This window comes from Actinocorallia herbida, from assembly GCF_003751225.1.
GTDB lineage: Bacteria > Actinomycetota > Actinomycetes > Streptosporangiales > Streptosporangiaceae > Actinocorallia > Actinocorallia herbida.
Window position 1 is genome coordinate 7,538,457 of record NZ_RJKE01000001.1, and the last position, 20,851, is coordinate 7,559,307.

General features: G+C 73.0%; 10 protein-coding genes and 1 pseudogene. 4 read left to right on the forward strand and 7 right to left on the reverse strand.

Annotation, left to right across the window (positions count from 1 at the left end):
- Positions 1-137: 137 nt before the first annotated feature.
- The 3 genes from EDD29_RS34390 to hrpA form a co-directional block, all read right to left on the reverse strand.
- The gene (locus EDD29_RS34390; RefSeq protein ID WP_246053149.1) at positions 138-2,978 is read right to left on the reverse strand and encodes a helix-turn-helix transcriptional regulator; all 2,841 of its coding nucleotides are present in this window, start codon (positions 2,976-2,978) and stop codon (positions 138-140) included.
- Positions 2,979-3,141: 163 nt separating this feature from the next.
- Positions 3,142-4,713 carry an ankyrin repeat domain-containing protein gene (locus EDD29_RS34395; RefSeq protein ID WP_123668426.1) on the reverse strand — a complete coding sequence of 524 codons (1,572 nt, stop codon included), beginning with the start codon at positions 4,711-4,713 and terminating at the stop codon, positions 3,142-3,144.
- A 7-nt stretch (positions 4,714-4,720) separates the two neighbouring features.
- A complete protein-coding gene (gene hrpA / locus EDD29_RS34400) occupies positions 4,721-8,545 on the reverse strand; it encodes an ATP-dependent RNA helicase HrpA (RefSeq protein WP_123668427.1) in 3,825 nt (1,274 codons plus the stop codon).
- Positions 8,546-8,729: 184 nt separating this feature from the next.
- Here hrpA and EDD29_RS34405 point away from each other — a divergent pair, with 184 nt between their 5' ends.
- The 4 genes and pseudogenes from EDD29_RS34405 to EDD29_RS47340 form a co-directional block, all read left to right on the forward strand.
- A complete protein-coding gene (locus EDD29_RS34405) occupies positions 8,730-9,233 on the forward strand; it encodes a CAP domain-containing protein (RefSeq protein ID WP_211360095.1) in 504 nt (167 codons plus the stop codon).
- Between the two features lie 173 nt (positions 9,234-9,406).
- Positions 9,407-10,102: a CAP domain-containing protein gene (locus EDD29_RS34410; RefSeq protein WP_123668429.1), complete on the forward strand. Its 696-nt coding sequence runs from the start codon at positions 9,407-9,409 to the stop codon at positions 10,100-10,102.
- A 199-nt stretch (positions 10,103-10,301) separates the two neighbouring features.
- Positions 10,302-11,918: a carbohydrate-binding protein gene (locus EDD29_RS34415; RefSeq protein ID WP_123668430.1), complete on the forward strand. Its 1,617-nt coding sequence runs from the start codon at positions 10,302-10,304 to the stop codon at positions 11,916-11,918.
- 823 nt (positions 11,919-12,741) lie between these two features.
- A pseudogene (locus tag EDD29_RS47340) lies at positions 12,742-13,254 on the forward strand (family 16 glycosylhydrolase); the annotation flags it as partial.
- Between the two features lie 189 nt (positions 13,255-13,443).
- Here EDD29_RS47340 and EDD29_RS34425 read toward each other — a convergent pair.
- The 4 genes from EDD29_RS34425 to EDD29_RS34440 all read right to left on the reverse strand — a co-directional run bounded on the left by EDD29_RS34425 (position 13,444) and on the right by EDD29_RS34440 (position 20,303).
- Positions 13,444-16,566, reverse strand: coding sequence for an error-prone DNA polymerase (locus EDD29_RS34425; RefSeq protein ID WP_246053150.1), 3,123 nt, complete (start codon positions 16,564-16,566; stop codon positions 13,444-13,446).
- Between the two features lie 527 nt (positions 16,567-17,093).
- Entirely contained in the window at positions 17,094-18,701 is a 1,608-nt protein-coding gene (locus EDD29_RS34430; protein ID WP_123668432.1) for a DNA polymerase Y family protein, read from the reverse strand.
- A 418-nt stretch (positions 18,702-19,119) separates the two neighbouring features.
- On the reverse strand, positions 19,120-19,779 hold the full coding sequence (locus tag EDD29_RS34435; protein ID WP_246053151.1) for a hypothetical protein: 660 nt from the start codon (positions 19,777-19,779) through the stop codon (positions 19,120-19,122).
- A 185-nt stretch (positions 19,780-19,964) separates the two neighbouring features.
- Entirely contained in the window at positions 19,965-20,303 is a 339-nt protein-coding gene (locus tag EDD29_RS34440) for a hypothetical protein (RefSeq protein WP_123668433.1), read from the reverse strand.
- Between the last annotated feature and the right edge of the window lie 548 nt (positions 20,304-20,851).

Consider the following 20,851-nt stretch of genomic DNA (forward strand, 5'->3'; position numbering starts at 1 on the left):
CTCCTCATTCCCGCGGCGCTCGGGCCCGTGATCCGGCGCTCTCCCGCCGGTGACCACCTTCCCGCACACCCGGCCCGGGGGACATCGGGGGAAACACTGAGCTTGTAGGTGTTCGTCCTCGTACGTACCGATCCGCCTTACCCGGAGGCGAAACCCGTACCTTCCTGACCCGGCCCCAGCGGGAGATTCCGGACGGCCCCGGCGACCCCCACCCGGGACGTCACCTCGAGCTTGGCGAAGATGTTCGACAGGTGGGTCTCCACCGTCCGCACGCTGATCACCAGCTTGTCGGCGATCTGCTGGTTGCTGTAGTCCTCCGCGACGAGGAGCGCCACCTCCAGCTCGCGCCGGGACAGGCCCCCGGGGCCGCCGCCCGCCCGTCCCCTGGCCCGCTGCACCGGCACCCGCACGCCGCGCGCCCGCTGCTCCCGGACGGCCTGGGCGTGCATGCCCTCGGCGCCGTGCTCGGCGAACACCCGGACGGCCTCGGCGAGGTCGGCCAGCGCGGTGTCGCGGTCCTGCTCCAGCGCTCCCGCGGTGAGCCGCGCGCGGCCCTGCTCCAGCGGATGCCCTTCCAGCAGCGCGGCGGCCTCGCGGGCGCGCCGCGCGGACCGCTCGGCGTGCGCCGCGGCGAGCTCGACGAGCCCCCTGCCGTAGTCCCAGTCCTCCTGGAGGGCGCCCGCGGCGCGGTCGGCCCAGCGGCGCGCCTCCACCGCGGCCCCGCGGCCCGCCTCGGCCCAGGCGAGCAGCTCCGCGCACGACAGCAGGGTCGCCGGGTCGAGCACCGGGTCGTCGAAGTCCCGGCAGGCCGCGCGCAGCACCGCCACACCCTCGTCGGTCCGCCCGGCGGCGAGCAGCGCCACCCCGTGGGCGTGCCGGAACATCGACCCCCACACCTCGCCCTCGCCCGTCCCCGTCGCCTCGGCCTCCGCCACGCACTCCAGCGCGCGGCCGGTGTCCCCGGACCAGGCCGCGGCGAGGCAGCCCTGGGTCTGCGCGAACACCAGCTGCATGCCCGAGCCGATCATCCGGGCGATGTCGGCGGCCTCCTCGGCCAGCGCGGCGGCCTCGGTGAGCGCGCCGGTCATCACCAGGCCGCGCGCCTGCCCGGCGAGCATGTTCGCCACCACGTAGCCCATCTCGTGCGGCCTGGCGATCGCCACGAGCCGGGAGAAATGGGCGACCGCCCGGGCCGGCCGGCCGAAGAGGGTCTCGGTCCAGCCCGCCCAGGTGAGGACGTCCATCCAGTCCAGCAGGTACTCGTCCGGGGTGAGCGCGAGCTGCTGGGCGGCGACCTCCATGAACCGGCGCGCCTCCTCGGTGCGACCGAACGCGTGCGCGGGCAGCCCGCGCAGCGCCGCCACCGCGACCTCGAGGCCGGGCGGCCAGTCGCGGCCTATGTCCGGGATCATGTCCAGGACCGCCTGAGCAGCCCTTTTGTCGTTGCGCAGCAGGCTCTCGGCCACCAAACGCAAACGCAAAGGGATCGCCAGCGAGGTCTGCTGCCGCGGCAGCCGCTTCAGTTCGGCGAGCAGCACCGCACGGGCCTGCTGCGGCCGGTCGAGCTGGCGCTCCACCAGGGCCAGGGCGCGCACCGCGTGCGCGCGCATCACATGGTCGTCCTCCGACAGCAGGCCGAGCACCTCGTTGGCGGTGCGACGGGCGCCGTCCAGCCGTCCGCTGGCCAGCTGCGCCCTGACCAGCTCGACGAGCAGGACCAGCCGCTGCGGGTCGCCCGGCTGGATGAGCCGCAGCGCCGAGCGGAGCCGGTGCCCCGCCGTCGCCGGGGCGGGGCCCGCCGCGGCCCTCGCGGCCTCCACCAGCACCTCGATCGCGGCCTGGTCGCCGAAGCGGGCGGATCGCTCCACATGCCGGGCGCGCAGCGCCGCGGGCGCGCCGAGCCGCCCGAGGTGGGCGGCGACCCGGCCGTGCGCGGCGAGCCGCCAGCCCGCCGCCGCCTGGACGTACACCGCCTGGCGGACCAGCGGATGCCGGAACCGGAACCGGCCCGGCGCGGACGGCCGCGCCACGTCCCGCGCGACGAGTTCGTCGATCGCGGCGAGCGCGAAGTCCTCGGAGATGTCGGCGGCGACCGCGACCAGGACCGGGTCGAACTCCTCGGCGGCGACCGCGGCGCCCTGCGCGGCGGCCTGCGCGCCCGCCGACAGGCGGCTGACCTCCAGCTGGAGTGCGGCGCGGACCGGTCCAGGCAGTTCGTCGGACTCCTCCACGTCGTCCTCCGCCTGCTCGCCGCGGGCCAGGGCGTCCAGGTAGAAGGGGTTGCCCCCGCTCGCCTCGTACAGGCGGCGGCACCGCTCGGCGGCCGGGTCGAGGCCGAGCAGCTCGGCCGCCTCGGGCAGCGAGAGCGGGCCGACGGTCATCCGCTCGCCGGACTCCGACAGCGCGCCGAGCCGCGGCATCGCCTGGACGGGCCGGTAGGCGATCGCGACGAGCACCTGGCCGCGCGGCTGGTGCCGGACGAGGTGGTCGAGGAGCTCCACGGTGGCCTGGTCGGCCCAGTGCAGGTCGTCGAGGATGAGCACGAGGCCGTCGGTGCGGGCCAGTTCGTCCATGAGCTGGCGGGCCGCCTTGTGCAGCCGGTAGCGGCCGGACGCGCCGGTGCCCTCGCCCGCGGCGTCCTCCAGCGCGGGGAAGATCGTGCCGAGCAGGCGGACCGTTCCCGGGCCGAGCCTGCGCGGAACGTCGGGCGCGGCCTCCAGGTGGTCGTCGAGCGCGTCGACGACGGCGCCGTAAGGCATCTCCTCGTCGAACTCCGCGGCCCTGCCCCACAACGTGAGCCTGCCGCGGCCGCGCGCGGTGGCGGCGAGTTCGGTCAGCAGCCGGGACTTGCCGACACCGGGGTCGCCGACGAGGGACAGGAACGTGAAGCCCGGCCGGTCGAGGACCTCGGCGAAGGCCGTCAAGGCGTCGGCTCTGCCGACCAGGCGGTCGGCCGCCGGCGAGGGGTGGTCGGGCACGGGGGGCACCTGTCTGCTCCGGGAGGGGGACGGGGCGGACGCGCGGCACACGGCGGTGCGGCGACGTAGATGAAAGATCAATCTATCCGTACCGGAGGGGGCTAGGTAGTGTCGTGTGACTCAGACACCCATAAGGTTTGCGTTAAGCGCGTCCTTCACCCCGTCATTCCGAGGTCGCCAGGAACGCCTCCCGCCACACCGCCTCCAGTCCGTGCGACTCCGCGAGCGGACGGCAGCGCAGGACGTCGGCGTGCAGCGCCGGATCACCGAGCCGGGCGGCCGACTCCAGCGCCACGTCGAGGGTGTAGTTGTCGAGCGCCGGATCGGCGAGCAGCCTGCGGATCCCGGCGGCGGCCCGCTGATCGCCCCGCTCGGCGAGCCCCCTCGCCGCCTCGGCCAGCACCACCGGCGACGGGTCGTCCAGCCGTCTGGCCAGCGCCTCGCGGATCTCCGGGTTGTCGATCTCCAGCAGGCCGAGCGACATGGTCGCCCAGTCCCGCACGTACTCGTGGTCGTCCTCGGTGAGCCGGACCAGCTCCTCGGTCTCCATCGGGTCCTCCGGCGGCAACACCCTGGTCAGCGCGTAGCCGACGGCGTCGCGGACCCGGTGGTCGTCGTGCCTGGCGTGCCCGAGCAGCTCCGGCAGCGCCACCACGTCGCCGTGGTCGCTGAGCGCCAGCACCACGGCCCGCAGCAGCACGGGATCGGTCTCCTCCCTGGCCATCCGGCGCAGCAGCGGCAGCGCCTTGGCGCGGTGCTCCGGCCCGGCCAGCACATCGACCCCGAGCGTGCGGTACAGCGGATCGGAGTCGTGCGCCAGCTCGATCGCCTGGTCCAGGGTCTCGGCGTCACGTCGCTCACGCAGCACCCGGACCGTCTCGCTCCAGCCGGGCCGCTCCGTCGCGTGCCTGCGCGACTCCGCCGCGGTCGGCCGCAGATAGCGGAACTCCATCGCCCGTCTGACCAGCTCGTCCATCGGGGTCCGCACGCCGAGGCGCTGCTCCAGGATCGTCGCGATGGCCCCATGGCCGGTCTGCATCGCGCTCTCGGCCCCGTCGAACTCGCCGGGGCGTCCCGCCGAGACGCTGATCAGCTCGGTCTCGTCGTCCTGCTCGGTCCGGGTGACGACCACCTCGTATCCGGGCTCGGTGAACATCTCGGTCTGGCGGCGGCGCAACTCGGCCTCGAGGTCGATGCCCGTCCAGTGGAGCGCGGCGTCCAGCGCGGTCTTGCCCTCGGCGTCGAGGGCCCCGGGATCGGCCCCTGCCTTCAGCAGCAGCCTGACGATGTCGACGGCCCCGCGGCCCGCGGCGAGATGCAGCGGGGGAGTCCGGGTGCCCAGGTTCGGGTCAGCGCCGTGCCGCAGCAGCAGCGAGACCGCGCCCGTGTGGCCGCCGGAGGCCGCCCATTTCAGCGGGGTCCAGTCGAAGGACTCGGTGCGGTTCGGATCGGCCCCGCCCGCCAGCAGCGCCGCGACGGTCTCGTCATGGCCCCAGCAGGCCGCGCCGCACAGCGGCAGGCCGTCGCTGTCGCCGAGGCTCGCCAGGTTCGGGTCGGCGCCGCCCGCGAGCAGCGCCCCGACCACCTCCGTATGCCCGGCCACCGCCGCCGCGTACAGCGCGGTGGTGCCCTCGGCATCCGGCCGGTCCGGCGGCGCCCCCTCGGCGAGCAGCTCGCTCAGCCGATCGAGCTTGCCCGCCCGCGCGGCCTCGACCAGCGATTCGTCCCCCGACATGCCTGTGTCATTTCCGGGGCCGCGCTTCGGTAATCGCCTTCCTGATCCGTTTGTCGGACACGGGATAGCGGGTGCCGAGCGATTGGGCGAACAGGCTCACCCGGTACTCCTCGATCATCCACCGGACGTCGGCGGGCTTCCCGGCCCGTTCCCAGTCGCCGCGCACCCCGGCGATCTGGGCCATGAGCTGACGGTCCCGGACGGGGCTCTCGGCGAGCCGGTCCAGCCGGTGCTCCACCGCCCGCAGGTAGCGCAGGAGGTCCGGCAGCCTCGCCATCCCGGTCTCGGTGACGAACCCGGGGTGGACCAGCTCGTCGAGCTGGGCGCGGATGTCGGTGAGCGACGGGACCAGCACCAGGCTCGTCGTCCCCTTCAGCTTCCGCTGGACGGCCTGGTAGGCCCCCAGAACCCTTTCGGTCCAGTGCAGGATCTGGGCCGCGGTGTCGGCGAGATCGGCCCGGACCGCGTCGTACAGCCGCCGGTAGTCGGCCTCGTTCCACGGGACGCCGCCATGATCGGCCATGAGCTTGTCGGCCGCCGCGTCGGTGATGTCGGCGAACAGCTTGGGCACCGAACCGTGCGGGGTGTGCGCCAGGGTGAGCTTGGCCTGGTTGGTCAGCCCGTTGCCGAGGTGCTTGGCCGGGGACGGGGCGTTCAGCAGGATCATCCGCCGGACGCCGGGCCACATCGCGGCCCGCTGCTCGTCCTCGGTGCCGAAGGTCCGGATCGCCACGGTCGCGCCCTGGTCGACGAGCGCGGGATAGGCCTTGAGCCTGCCCTGCTCGTGCAGCCTGGGCAGCTCGGAGAAGTCCCACGAGGTGAGGCCCTGCCGCTCGATCCCGCTGGACTTGGCCAGGGTCTGCTGCTGCTTGGGCGCCAGCTTGCGCTTCAGCTCCTCCAGGTCCTTGCCCTCGGCGAGGCGCTTGCGGCGCTCGTCGACGACCCGGAAGGTCATCCGCAGGTGGTCGGGGATGCCCTGGGGGTTCCAGGACTCCCGGGCCACCCGGACGCCCGTCAGGGCCTTGAGCACGTCCTCCAGGGCGTCCAGGAGGGGTCCCTGGCGCGGGACGATCCGCTCCAGGGCGCGGCGGGCGAAGTCGGGGGCGGGCACGAAGTTGACCCGGGTCTGCTTCGGCAGCGCCCGGATCAGCGCGGTGATCAGATCCTGGCGCAGGCCCGGGACCATCCAGTCGAACCCGTCGGGGCTCACCTGGTTGAGCAGGTGCAGCGGGATGTGCGCGGTGACGCCGTCGGCGTCGGCGCCCGGCTCGAACTGGTAGGTCAGCTTGAACGCCAGGTCGCCCTGGGTCCAGGAGTCCGGATAGTCCTCCTCGGTGACCTCGGCCGCGGTCTCGTGCACCAGCATGGACTTCTCGAAGTCCAGCAGGTTCGGCTCGGTCCGCTGCGCCTTCTTCCACCAGGAGTCGAAGTGCGCGCCCGAGACGATCTCGGCGGGCAGCCTGCCGTCGTAGAAGTCGACGAGGGTCTCGTCGTCCACCACGATGTCGCGGCGCCGCGCCCGCTCCTCCAGCTCGCCCACCTCGGCCAGCAGCCTGCGGTTGGCGTGGAAGAAGCGGTGCCTGGTCTCCCAGTCGCCCTCGACGAGCGCGTGCCTGATGAACAGGTCGCGCGACATCTCCGGGTCGATCCGGCCGTAGTTGACCTTGCGGTTGGTCACCAGCGGGACGCCGTAGAGCGTCACCTTCTCCAGGGCCATCACCGCGGCCTGGTTCTTCTCCCAGTGCGGCTCGCTGTAGGAGCGCTTCACCAGATGCTGCGCCAGCGGCTCGACCCACTCGGGCTCGACCTTGGCGTTGACCCGGGCCCACAGCCGCGAGGTCTCCACCAGCTCGGCCGAGACGACCCAGCGGGGGTTCTTCTTGAACAGCCCCGAGCCGGGGAAGATCGCGAACCGCGCGCCGCGCGCGCCCAGGTAGTCGCGCTTCTCTGCGTCGAACAGGCCGAGGTGCGACAGCAGGCCCGCCAGCAGCGACGCATGGATCCGCAGCGGGTCGCCCGGCGTGGTGTTGGCGCTGATGCCGAGGTCGCGGCCGACCTGCTTGAGCTGGCCGACGAGATCCTGCCACTCGCGGATCCGCAGGTAGTGCAGGAACTCGTTCTTCATGGTCCGCCGGAACTGGCCGCCCGACAGCTCACGCTGCCGCTCCCGGACGTACTCCCACAGGTTCAGGAAGGCCGCGAAGTCGCTGGTCGGGTCCTTGAAGCGGGCGTGCTTCTCGTCGGCGGCCTGCTGCTTGTCCGAGGGACGCTCGCGCGGATCCTGGATCGACAGGGCCGCGGCGATCACCATCACCTCGTTGGCGCAGCCGTTCTTCTCGGCCTCCAGGATCATCCGGCCCATCCGCGGGTCGACCGGGAGCCTGGCCAGCTTGCGGCCGATGTCGGTGAGGGTCCGCTCGCCGTCGAGGGCGTGCAGTTCGTGCAGGAGGTCGAAACCGTCCTTGACGGCCCTGCGGTCCGGCGGGTCGATGAACGGGAACTGCGCGACGTCGCCGAGGCCGAGGCTCGTCATCTGGAGGATGACCGAGGCGAGGTTGGTCCGCAGGACCTCGGGGTCGGTGAACTCCGGCCGGGAGACGAAGTCGTCCTCTTCGTACAGGCGGATGCAGATGCCGTCGGAGGTACGGCCGCAGCGGCCCTTGCGCTGGTTCGCGCTGGCCTGGGAGACCGCCTCGATGGGCAGCCGCTGGACCTTCAGCCGGCTGCTGTAACGGGAGATCCTGGCCATGCCGGGGTCGATCACGTACTTGATGCCCGGGACCGTCAGGGACGTCTCGGCGACGTTCGTGGCCAGCACGATCCGGCGGCCCCGGTGCGCCTGGAACACCCGGTGCTGCTCGGCGTTGGACAGCCGCGCGTACAGCGGGAGCACCTCGGTGTCCCGGTACTGCTTCTTGGCCAGGGCGTCGGCGGCATCGCGGATCTCCCGCTCGCCGGACAGGAAGACCAGGATGTCGCCCGGCGCCTCCAGGCGGAGCTCGTCGACGGCGTCGCAGATCGCCTCGGCCTGGTCGGTGTCGTCCTCCGGCGGGCGGTACCTGACCTCGACGGGGTAGGTGCGGCCGGAGACCTCGACGATCGGGGCGTCGCCGAAGTGCCGGGAGAACCGCTCGGGGTCGATGGTCGCCGAGGTGATGATCACCTTGAGGTCGGGCCGGCGCGGCAGGAGCTGCCTGATGTACCCGAGGATGAAGTCGATGTTGAGGCTGCGCTCGTGGGCCTCGTCGATGATGAGCGTGTCGTAGGCCTCCAGCGCGCGGTCGTGCTGGAGCTCGGCGAGCAGGATGCCGTCGGTCATCAGCCGGACGAGGGTGTCGTCGCTGGAGTGGTCGGTGAAGCGGACCTTGTAGCCGACGGCCCCGCCGAACGGGGTGTCCAGTTCCTCGGCGATGCGCTCGGCGACCGTCCGGGCGGCGAGGCGGCGCGGCTGGGTGTGCCCGATGAGGCCCTTGACGCCCCGGCCCAGCTCCAGGCAGATCTTCGGGAGCTGGGTCGTCTTTCCCGAACCCGTCTCGCCCGCGACGATGACGACCTGGTGGTCGCGGATCGCGTCGGCGATCTCGTCCTTCTTCTGGCTGACCGGAAGCTGCTCGGGATAGGTGATCTTGGGGACGGCGGCGGTCCGGTTCACCACGCGCAGCTCGGCCTGATCGACCAGGCGCAGCACGTCGGCCTGCACCTTCGCGCGCTTGGCGGTGTCGCGGATCTTGCGGGTGCCCTCCCAGCGGCGGCGCAGCCGGGCGGCGTCGCGCGTCATGAGGCCGTCCAGGCGTCGGCGCAGGTCGGCTTGGGGGACGGGCGGAGAACTCACAACCGCCAAGGATAGGCGGCACCTGGGGCAGTAACGCAAAGCATTATCCGCGACGCTGCCCACAATGACCCCCTTGCCGGGGCTCGCCCCCTTGACCCCCTCGTGGGGCATCTGTTGCGAACCCGACCCCAGCACGACCAAAGCGGTACTACCCTGTGACCGTTTTGTTGCACTTGGAGATGACATGACCCCCAAAATTGCTTTTGCCCTGTCCGTGAGTGCGCTCGTCCTGTTCTCCGGCGGCGTGGCCCATGCCGCGCCGAGCACCGCCTCCGGCCAGGAGTCCGTGCGCACCACCTCGTCCAAGGCCGCCTACAAGATGACCGCCAAGGAGCGCAAGGTCCTCCAGCTCACCAACAAGGCGCGCGCCAAGGCCGGCTGCAAGCCGCTCAAGGCCAACACCAAGCTGGCCAAGGCCGCGCGCAAGCACTCCAAGGACATGGCCGTCAACCACTACTTCTCCCACGACTCCCAGGACGGCAGCTCGCCGTGGGACCGCATCAAGCGCGAGGGCTACAAGTACCCCGGCGCCGAGAACATCGCGGCCGGCTACCCGACCGCCGCCGCGGTCGTCAAGGGCTGGATGAACAGCAAGGGCCACCGCGCCAACATCCTCAACTGCAAGCTGAAGGCCCTCGGCGTCGGCCACTACCAGAAGTACTGGACCCAGGACTTCGGCTGGAAGTAGGCCCGCGGGACAGGACCGGGCGCACGGGACCCGCGGCACCGGTGACACGGCACTGTGACACGAAAGGTCGCTCTCGCCGCTTTCACTGGTGACCCCCGTCGCCCGGCCCTCGCGCGGCTCTCCCACTCCCGAAGCGGCGCCGCGGTACGGGCGCCTCGCCCCTTGGAGCTGACATGACCCCCAAGCTCGCGCTCATCGCCTCGGTCTCCGCACTCGTCCTGCTCGCCGGATGCGGCTCAGGAGGCGCCGAAGACCTCGCGGCCTCCTCCCCGCGGGCTTCGGAGTCCCAGGCCGTCGACGGATCCGGGGAGCCGACGGCCGAGCCGTCGAAGACCGGGAAGTCCCCCGACGGCGGGAAGGACGAGAAAAAGAAGAAGTCGAAGAAGCCGACGCCCAAGCCGTCCACGGCCAAGCCGAAGAAGCCGAAGACCACGCCGACCGTCAAGCCGACCCCGAAGCCCAAACCGTCGACCCCTCCCCCGGTCGCGACGGGCGGTGGAATGACGAAGGTGGAGCTGAAGGTGCTCCAGCTCACCAACGCCGAGCGGGCCAAGGCGGGCTGCGCCGCGCTCAAGCCCAACGCCAGGCTCGCGCGGGCCGCGCAGAAGCACTCCAAGGACATGGCGGTCAACGACTACTTCTCCCACGACTCCCAGGACGGCCGTTCGCCCTGGGACCGGATCAAGGCCGAGGGCTACACCGACCCCGGCGCGGAGAACATCGCGGCCGGGTACCCGACCGCGGCCGCCGTGGTGAAGGGCTGGATGAACAGCGCCGGGCACAAGGCGAACATCCTCAACTGCAAGCTGAAGGCCCTCGGCGTCGGCGAGTACAAGAACTACTGGACCCAGGACTTCGGCTGGACCTGACGGCCTGCTCGGGCGAGGGCGGACCACCGTCACCCGCCCGAACGCCATGGTGGCTTTTCGGCCAGCCTGAATGGCGACATTTATTGACATCGCCAATTCTCGGCGTGTTGTCCCTGTCATCCGGGCATAGTGAGCGGCGGAGCCTCCCCCGAGGCCCCGCCCGCCCCATGCGCCCTGCCCGGACCGACAGGAGCAGCCCATGGCACTGCCCCGCCTCACACTGCGCGGCCGCGACCGCTACCAGTTCATGATCGCCGCAGGCATGGCCTTCGGCGTCCTCGCCGGAGCCTTCGGCGCGTGGAGCGTGGTGGAACGGCGCGGCGGGTTCTCCCTCAGCGCCGCGGCCGCCCCCGACGACGGCTGGAAGGTGCTGTTCGAGGACGGCTTCGGAGGGAAGAAGGACGCCTACCCCGGCGACCACTGGCTGCCCGACCTCGGCCACCACACCGTCTCCCCCATCGGCGCGGGCAACGGGCCCATGAACTTCGGCACCACCGAGGTCGCCGCCATGACCAAGGACCCCGCCAACGTCTCCACCGACGGCACGGGCAACCTCGCCATCACCCCCCGCACCGACGGGGCGGGCGGCTGGACCTCGGCCCGGATCAACAGCGAGCAGGTCTTCAAGTTCGCCGACGGCGGCCAGACCGCCTTCGAGGCCAAGATCAAGATGCCGGACGTCGCGGGCGCCCAGGCCCTCGGCTACTGGCCGTCCTTCTGGCTGCTCAACCAGGCCCAGCGCCTCCACCCCGAGCAGGGGAACTGGCCGTCCGGCGGCGAGATCGACATCGTCGAGAACGTCAACGGCCTCAACAAGGCCCACTTCACCCTGCACTGCGGCGTCAAGGGCGGCGGCGACCAGGGCGGCCCCTGCAACGAGCACAACGGCCGCGGCACCGCCGCCGACTGCGCGCCGGTCTCCTGCCAGGCCGGGTACCACACCTACCGCTTCGAACTCGACCGGCGCACCGACGCCGAAGAGATGCGCTGGTACCTCGATGGCCGCCTCACCCACCGGCTCGAACGCGACAACCCCCCGGACGGCGCCGACGGCGGGCAGTGGAAGCAGGCCTGGGACAACATGACGGGCGGCGACGGATTCTTCATCATCTTCGTCGTCGCCATGGGCGGGGACATGCCTCGCGGCAACGGAGGCGACATCGCGGCTTCCACCGAGCCCGGCAACCCCATGCTCGTCGACTACGTCAAGGTGATGGCGCGCGGCGCCGGCGCCCCGGACGGCGACATCGCCCCCGAGGCGCCCGAGGACCCGACCCCTGACGCGCCCGCGCCCACCGCGACGCCCGCGCCGTCCGAGTCGGCGAACCCCGAGAAGCCCGAGGATCCCGGGCCCGCGACCCCCGGGACTCCCGCGCCGCCGACACTCGACCCGGACTCCCCCGCGGCGTGGAGTCCCCCGTTCGTCCAGGCCGAGGGGTACTCCGCCCAGTCCGGCCTGCGCACCGACGCCGCGGACGACATCGGCAAGACCGAGTTCATCGGCTGGATCGCCGACGGCGACTGGGCGCGCTACGACGACATCGACTTCGGCCCCGGCGGCTCCACCAAGTTCCTCGCCCGGATCTCCGGCGGCGCGGGCGGCGACCTGGGCGGCACGCTGGAGGTCCGGCTCGACTCCGCGGACTCCGCGCCCGTCGCGACCGTCAAGGTCCCGAACACGGGCGGCTGGCAGGAGTGGGAGGACGTGCTCGCGGAGATCCCGGCGACGAAGGGCGTCCATGACGTGCACCTCAAGTTCGTCACCGACCACGACCAGGAGTTCTTGAACGTCAACTGGTTCACTTTCCTGCCATGACGTTACGTGTCAACACGATTACTCTCGGGCAGGGTGATGGCGGTCCGTCCGTCCGTCGCCCCGCCCGGGAGGAATCATCAACGAAGGACATCCCACCCGCCGCGCCGCCGCCGCGCTCTGCACGGTCATCGGCGGCACCGCACTCTTCACCGCCTCGGCCGAGGCCAGACCGCACTCTCTGCCCGCCGCGCCCGCCGCGCCCGCCGCGTGGGAGGACCCCCTCGACCGGCCCGCGCCCCGGCCCGCGCTCGGCGCCGCGCACGTCCCCGTCCTGCCGAGCCCGCCCGTCGACCCGCCCGCCGTTCCCGACCTGCCCGCGCCGCCGAGCCCGCCCGGTGCGCCCGGACTGCCCGGTGCGCCCGGACTGCCCGGCGCGCCCGGACTGCCCGGCGCACCGGGGCTGCCGAGCGCGTCGCCGGATCTGCCCGTGTCGCCCGGCCTCCCGGCCTCGCCCGGGCTCCCCGCCTCACCTGGGCTTCCGGCCTCACCTGGGCTCCCCGCCGCACCGGAGGTGCCCGCGCTCCCCGGCGCGACGCCACCGGCCGTGCCGGGACCCGCGCTCCCGTCCGTCCCCCCTGCGGTCCCGCCGCTCCCCCGCCTGACGGAGAAGTCGGCGGCCTCGGCGAAACCGACCGCGTCGGCCCCGGGCAAGGCGAGCGCCTCGGCCGGGGCCGCGCGCTGGCGGGTGCTGTTCTCCGACGACTTCTCCGGCGCCAAGGGCACGGGGCCCGGGCCGGAGTGGCTGCCCGACCTCGGCCACCGCACCCGCTCCCCGCTCGGCGGGCTCGGCCCCGAACGGTTCGGGACCGGCGAGATCGCCAGAATGACCGCGGACCCCGCCAATGTGGCGACCGACGGCAAGGGCAGGCTCGCGCTCACCCCGCGCCGCGCCGGCACCGCCTGGACGTCCGCGCGCATCAACAGCGCCAAGGTCTTCCGCTTCGCCGACGGCACCCGCACCGCCGTCGAGGCCTCGATCAGGATGCCCGAGATCAGCGGCGTGCGCGCGGGCGGCTACTGGCCCGCGTTCTGGCTGCTCAACCAGGCCCAGCGGCTGCACCCCGAACAGGGCAACTGGCCCTCCGGCGGCGAAATCGACATCGTCGAGAACGTCAACGGGGAGAACACCGCGCATTTCACCGTGCACTGCGGCATCCGCGGCGAAGGCTCCGCGGGCGGGCCCTGCCGTGAACCCGTCGGACGGGGCGCGTCCGCCGAATGCGCGCCGGTGTCCTGCTCCGCCGGATTCCACACCTACCGGCTGGAGTTCGACCGGCGCACCGACGCCGAGGAGATGCGCTGGTACCTCGACGGAAAGCAGGTGCACCGGATCGCCCGCGACGCCGCGCCCGGCAACGTCCCGGGCAAGCGGTGGCGGAAGGCCTGGGACGCCATGACGTCCGGGGAGGGCTTCTTCGTCATCTTCAACGTGGCGATGGGCGGCAGCATGCCCCGCGCCCACGGCGCCGACGCCGGACCCGCCACCGAGCCCGGCAGGTCGATGCTCGTCGACCGGGTCGCGGTCTCAATGGAAGTCCCGGCTGCGGACCCGGCCGGGAACCGGAAGCCTGCGCAGCCGGGTGGCGTGGACGTGCACCACGCCATCCCGCCGCTCCAGACGCCCGTTGACCAGCAGGCCCTGCGCTGACAACCCGACGGCCCGGTGCCGGTCCCAGACCGGCGCCGGGCAGATCACATTGGCGGTGCCCGTCTCGTCCTCCAAGCTGAGGAAGACGATCCCGCCCGCGGTCGGCGGGCGCTGCCGGTGCGTCACCAGCCCCGCGACCAGCACGTTGGAGTCCGGCCGCGCGCCGCGCAGCGCCGCGGCGGGCAGCGCCCGGTACTCCTCCAGCAGCGGCCGCAGATGCTCCATCGGATGCGTCGCGGAGATCCCGGTGGACCACAGGTCCGCCAGGGTCTCCTCCACCACGGACATCGGCGGCAGCTCCGGCGCCGACGCGCCCGGCGCGGTGCCGGGCAGCTGGCCCGGCCGGGTGCCCGCGAGCGCGCCCGCGCTCCAGATCGCCTCGCGCCGCGACAGGCCGAAGCAGTCGAACGCGCCGGCCGTCGCCAGCGCCTCGAACGCCGCGGCCGACAGCGGCACTCGCAGCGCGAGATCCTCCATCGACGCGTACGGCCTGCCCTCCTCGAGGAGCCGCAGCATCTCCGGGCCGAGATCGCGGACCGAGCCGAGCCCCACCCGGATCGCCGGCTGCGGCCGGGACGGGCCGTGCGGATGCGTCCGCACCGGCGGCAGCGGCTCCTCCAGGGTGGCGAGGACCGCCGAGGCGTTGACGTCCACCGGCCGGACCGTCACCCCGTGCCGCTTGGCGTCGCCGAGCAGCGACTGCGGACTGTAGAACCCCATCGGCTGGTTGCGCAGCAGCGCCGCGGTGAACGCCGCGGGGAAATGCCGCTTCAACCAGGAGCTCGCGTAGACCAGATGGGCGAACGACTGCGAGTGCGACTCGGGGAACCCGAAACTGGAGAACCCGAGGATCTTGTCGTAGACGTCGAGGGCGATCTCGCGGGCGATGCCCCGCTCCGCCATCCCGTCCAGCAGGCGGGCGCGCAGCCGCTCGATCCGCTCGGGCGCCCGCTTGGAGCTCATCGCCTGGCGCAGCGCGTCGGACTCCTGCGCGGTGAACCCCGCGCAGTCCACCGCGAGCTGCATCATCTGCTCCTGGAACAGCGGGACGCCCAGGGTGCGGCGCAGCGCGTTCTCCATCAGCGGATGCGGGATCTCCGGCGGCTCGTCGCCTCTGCGGCGCTTGAGGTAGGGATGCACCGAACCGCCCTGGATCGGGCCGGGACGGATCAGCGCGACCTCGATCACCAGGTCGTAGAACGTGCGGGGGCGCAGCCGGGGCAGCGTCGCCATCTGGGCGCGGGACTCTACCTGGAAGACCCCGACGGAGTCCGCGTCGCACAGCATGTCGTAGACCGCCGCGTCGTCCTGCGGCAGGGACGCCAGGTCGTACCGCTCGCCGTGGTGGGCGGCCACCAGACGGAAGCAGTCGGCGAGGGCCGAGAGCATGCCGAGGCCGAGGAGGTCGAACTTCACCAGCCCGGCCGAGGCGCAGTCGTCCTTGTCCCACTGGAGGACGCTGCGGTCCTCCTTCGTCGCCCACTCGATCGGGCAGACCTCGCCGACGGGCCTGTCGCAGATGACCATGCCGCCCGAGTGGATGCCGAGGTGCCTCGGCAGCCTGCCCATCCGCACCGCGAGATCGGTGACCTGCTCGGGGATCACGTCATTGTTCACCGGATCCCGCCAGTCGACCTGCTTGGACCAGGCGTCCTGCTGGCCCGGGGAGTAGCCGAGCGCGCGGGCCGCGTCGCGGGTGGCCATCTTGGGCCGGTAGGAGATGACGTTGGCCACCTGAGCGGTGCACTCCCTTCCGTACTTCCGGTAGACGTACTGGATGACCTCCTCTCGACGTTTGTGCTCGATATCGAGGTCGATGTCGGGCGGCCCGTCCCGTCCGGGCGACAGGAACCGCTCGAACAGCAGCCGGTGGTGGACGGCGTCGACCCCGGTGATGCCGAGGGCGTAGCAGGCCGCGGAGTTGGCGGCCGACCCCCTGCCCTGGCACAGGATGTCGTTGTCCAGGCAGAACGCCACGATGTCGTGGACGATGAGGAAGTAGCCGGGGAACCCCAGGCCCTCGATCACGTCGAGTTCCCGGTCGATCTGCGCCCAGGCGCCCCGGGTCTTCTCGGCCTCCCGCGGGCCGTACCTCCGCACCGCCCCGTCGTACGTCAGCTTCCGCAGGTAGGACGCCTCGGTGTGGCCGGCGGGGACGGGCCAGCGCGGCAGACCCGGCGGATCGGCCTTGAAGTCGAACGCGCAGGACTTCGCCAGGTCCACCGTCGCCTCCCGCACCCCGGGGAAACGGGCGAGGCGGAGTGCCATCTCCTTGCCCGTCCGCAGATGGGCGGTGCCCGCCGCGTGCAGCCATCCCTCCATCTCGTCCAGCGGGGTCCGCGCCCGGATCGCGGCGAGCGCCTGGGCGAGGCGCGCCTCCGGACCCGGCGCGGCGTAGTGCGCGTTGTTGGAGGCGACGACCCCGAACCCCAGCTTCCTCGCCTCGGCGTACAGGGCGTCGTTGCGCGGGTCGTCACCGGGCATGCGGTGGTCGATCAGCTCGGCGAGGACATTGCCGCGGCCGAACCGCTCCCCCAGCTCGGCAAGGCCGATGCCCCGGCTCAGCGGCCCCTTCCGGCATCCGGTGAGCACCGCCCAGTGCCCGTCGTGCGCCTCGCTCAACTCGTCGAGGTCATAGACCGGACGCCCTTTCTCCCCACCGCGCAGCTGCGCCCGCGTGATCGCCCCGCACAGCCGCCGGTACCCCTCCGCCCCCCGCGCCAGCACCAGCAGATGCCACCCGTCCGGATCCGCCTGCCCCGCCCGCGCTCCCGACATCTCCAGGCTCAGCTCGGCCCCGTACACCCCCCGGATCCCCGCCCTCCTGACCGCGTCCGCGAACTGCACCGCCCCGTACATCCCGTCGTGATCGGTGATCGCCACATACCCCACCCCCAGCCGCGCGGCCTCCTCGGCCAGCGCCGCAGGGTCACTCGCCCCGTCCAGAAAACTGAACGAAGAATGACAGTGCAGCTCAGCCCACTCCACCTCCCCGGGCACGAACTCCTCAGCCGCCCATTCCCCCGCAGGCAGCCCGGCCCTCGCGGCCACCCCCTTCCCGCCCCACCCCACCCGATCAGCGAACTCCTTCCAAGGAACCGCCGGATTCTCAAACCCCACCGGCCCTCCCCCCACCGAGACCGGGCCGACCAAGCCCAGCACCGACACGAAGCCCACCAAAAGTCGCGGAACCATCCCGAAGCAGGACAGGCAAGGCCGCACCCGTCAGGTCCGCACCGATGCGTCCACGGCGAACCGGGCGGCGACGGTCCGCCACCCGACCGGCATGCACCTCACCGAGGCCGCACCGAGCACAGAACCCCTCACGGCCAAAGCGACCAAGACCGACCAGCCCACCGGACCTCGCACACGGCCCGCCAGAACTCGGGCGGCCAAGGTGGAACGGCCTGCCAGGCCGAGCACGAAGACCGCCTGGGCCGGGGCCGGCAGGGACGTTCGTCCTTCCGGGGAGAACGGGGAACGGGTCGGGGTGGGCGGAGGGGGCGGGGCGGGGAGTTCCGCGGGGGTCATTCATAGGAGGCCTCCAGGGTCCAGGAGCTGTTCTGCAGGGTGAGGAGATGGGCGCCGCGTGGGGTGAGGATCTGGAAGCGGGCCAGGCGACGGGACGTATCGGGGTCCCACCAGCGTTCGTGGGCGGGCCAGGGACCCGTCCAGGACAGGACGCGGTGGCTTGTGCCGTCGGGCAGGACGACGAGGGCCGGGGCGGCCGAGGGGACGCACCGGGCCGAGACCGTCACCGGGGAACCGTCGGCGGCGCGAACCGTGACCGGCCGCGCCTCAGGTGGCACGACCGAGGGCGCGGGGGCGGGCAGCGCCCCGGGCCAGGGACCCTCCGGCCGGGTCTCCAGCGGCATGTCGCCGAGGGGCACCCGCAGCACCCGCTCCCCGGGACCCCGCCCGCCCGTCAGGTGCGGGCGGGTGAGCGAGCCATGGCCGAGCATCGCCTGGACCCGGTCGGCCGCGCGCGCCACCCGTTCCGGCAGTTCACCGCGCGCGCCGTCGCCGTCGCGGCCCCACAACGCGCGCTGGGTCCCGGTGTCGGGCACCACCTGGTCGGGCACGAGCAGCAGCGCGCTCACCCCGCCCCACACCGCGTCCTCACCCGCGGTCTCCCCACCCGCGATCTCCCCCGCAGCACCCCGGCCCGCGGCGGGAAGCCGCCAGCCCGACAGCTGCCAGCGGACCCGTTCGGCGACGGCCGGGCTCGACAGCAACCCGTCGTGCCGCCAGAGCCGCTCGGACACGCCGCCGTCGGCGAACTCGACCTCCACGCCGAGGCGCACGCAGGTCAGGCCCTCGGCGGCGAGACCCGCGTGCAGGCCGTCGGCCAGGGCCTTGGCGGCGAACACCACCTCGTCGGAGCGGGCGGCGGGCGGATCGAACGTGCGGACCGCCGTCAGGTCGGGCAGGCCCGCGCGCGGCGCGACGTCCCGAGGTTCCCGGCCGCGCGCCAGCCGGTGCGCGAGCGCCCCCGCCGCACCGAACCGGCCCGCGACGTCGTCGACGGGCAGCGCGGCGAACTCACCGAGGGATCTGACGCCCAGGCGCACGAGCAGATCGGCGAGGGAGTCCCAGTCCGGGACCGCCCCGGCGAGCACGCCGAGGGGGAAGGGCGCGAGGAACTCCGCCGCCCCCTCCTCGGGCACGATGAGCCCGCCACCGCCGTTGCGCGCCGCGAGTTCGGCGGTGAACATGCCGTCGGCGATCCCGACCCCGCAGTCGTGCCCCGCCTCGACCACGGCGTCCTGCACGGTGATCCGCAGCGCTTCCTCGCCGCCATGGAACCGGGCCGCGCCGCGCGCGGGGATCGCGCACACCCCTGGCCGGACCACCTCGACCCGAGGGGTCAGCTCGGCGACGGCCGCGGCGACCGCCTCGAACGCGCGCCCCTCGGCGTCGAGGTCGCGTTCGACCACGACGAGATCCGGACACAGCCGCTGCGCGTCGCGCCGCCGCTGCCCGCGCCGCACCCCGGCGGCCCGCGCCGCCGCCGTGCACGCCGCCACCCGCTCCGACGCCCCTCTCCTGGCCAGCACCGCCCCCGCCACCCCCGCCTCGATCCCCACCGCCGTCACCGGCCAATCCGGACACCACACCACAAGCACCCGCCTCACCTCCGTCTCCCCCTTCCCTGCCCGCGCCCCACGACCCCCGGCCCCGCCCCTCCGGACAAGCCCCGCCCACCACCACGATCAAAGAACCCAAACCACCCGAAACCACCCACCCCCAACAGCACAGAGCCAGAACCCACGCACCCCCTTCCCCGCCCCCGGCAAGGGGCGGCGCCCCCACCGCGACCCGAGAACACGACCCGCGCCAAAACCCCCGCGCCCATAGGCCCGGGGGCACGGTCCACGCACCCCGAACAAAGGGCGGCGCCTTCGCCACGACCGGGGAACACGACTCGCGCCAAGACCCGCGCCCCCAGAGGCACAGAGAGCAGAGCCCATGTGCCGCTGCTGCGCGAGGGGCGATAGGCGGTGCTGTGGCCGGGGTCCGGGAACAGGGCTCGGGTGGGCACGGGTGGAGGGGTCATGCGACCACCTCCAGGTGACGGGTGGGGGTGGGAGCGGAGGCGATGCGGCCGTCGGGGCCGGGGAGGAGGAGCCAGGCGGAGTCGCCGCGGCCCGCCGCGCCACGGCCCGCGGCGGTGACGCGGACACGGCGGGAGAGCAGGCGGCCATGACCCTGGCCCAGGCCCTGCCAGGAGGTGTCGGAGACGGTGAGGCGCACCTGCGCGCCCTCCCATTCACCCGCGGCGACCAAGGCGCAGCCGTTCTTGCGGGCCAGGGTGACGAGGCGGCGCGCGAGCGTCGGCGCGGGCCGCGCGGGCGGCCGTACCAGCACCAGCCGCACCCCCTCGACCAAGGCCGCGACGACCTCGGCCCATCGCTCCCCGGGAGCGTCGACGAGCAGCAGCCGGTCGGGATCCGCCCCCATACCGACGGCGGCCGCCACCCCGAACTCCGGCATCCCCACGACCGCTGCCCACTCCTGCCCGCGCGCCGCCCCCGCGACCAGCGCGGTGCCCAGCGCGGCGCTCCCGCCCACCGAGACCACGGTTCCCCCTCTCAGCCGCGGCAGCACCGCGCGCAGCGGCGGCAGCACCGGCACGAGCTCCTCTTCGGGCCCTTCCGGCGCCGCCAACGGCCCCACGAGCCCCTCTCGCCGGAGCCCGTCCAACGCACCCACAGACCCCATCATCGAACAAGATTTCGACCCCTGGCAAGTCGATCATCCTTTCGAATACCGGCCCATGCGCTACTCCTGACCTGGAAACATCCACGATTCCCCCGACCCACCGCCGTTACCACCGTGGCGGCCGCAGCCGACCGCACCCCCGCACCGTGACACCCCGGCGACCCGGCCGGGATCCCTCACGTGAGGGATTCGCCGAGCGCCGCGACTCGATTACCGTCTCGGGCATGAACGAAGATCACCCGCTGCTCCGCGAGGTCCATCCCGATCTCACCGCGGAACTCGCCGCCCTGCTCGAATCCGCGGGCGAGCACGCGCTCGCCCGCCAGACGCGGAACCTTCGCCTGTTCGGCCGGTGCGACTGCGGCGACGGCTTCTGCCAAAGCCTCCGCACCGGTCCCCCGCCCGAAGTCCCCTACGGCCCCGAACACCGCAACGTGTCCCTGGACCCCGCCGAGGGCATGCTCGTCCTCGACATCGTGGGCGATCGCATCGTCTTCATCGAGATCATCGACCACCCCCCGCTCCGCCCCCACGAACCCGGAACCAGCACCGCCTACCCGCCCTCGCCTCTGCCCCCGGCCGAAAGCGCCCCCGCTCCTCGCCCCGCTCCAGCCGACGGCCGGGGCACCGCAGCCCGCCCGCCCAAAGCATTACCGGCCTACTTGAACGTGCGGGCGCATCTCCCTCGAGATCCCCGAACGCACCGGGCCAATAGGCCAGGCCCAACGCACCCGGACGGGTACGCGCGCCGGGGCCGTCCTCAGCACCGCCGAACTCACCCCGGCGGTGCGCCGGCCCTCTTCCCCTCGCACGCTGCGGGACCGCCCGGCCGGCTCGGCGCACTCGACCGCGCCCTGTCGTCGAACATCACCAGGCCACCCTCGTCGGCCGCGACGCCACCACCCCGACCCCTTCGATGCCCCGCACCCGCAGCAGCAGCAGATCCACCGCTGCCTCTTCCTGCCGCCCATCGCGCGCATCCCGACCGCGCGAATCCCGCCGCACCCGTACCGACGCACAGAACGAACGCGAGCCGCGCTTCCCCCCGGTGAACAGGCGGCAT

Coding starts and splice junctions, on each gene's coding strand:
- EDD29_RS34410 (WP_123668429.1), top strand. CDS start 9,407: ATGACCCCCAAGCTCGCGCTCATCGCCTCGGTCTCCGCACTCGTCCTG.
- EDD29_RS34415 (WP_123668430.1), top strand. CDS start 10,302: ATGGCACTGCCCCGCCTCACACTGCGCGGCCGCGACCGCTACCAGTTC.
- EDD29_RS34395 (WP_123668426.1), bottom strand. CDS start 4,713: ATGTCGGGGGACGAATCGCTGGTCGAGGCCGCGCGGGCGGGCAAGCTC.
- EDD29_RS34405 (WP_211360095.1), top strand. CDS start 8,730: ATGACCCCCAAAATTGCTTTTGCCCTGTCCGTGAGTGCGCTCGTCCTG.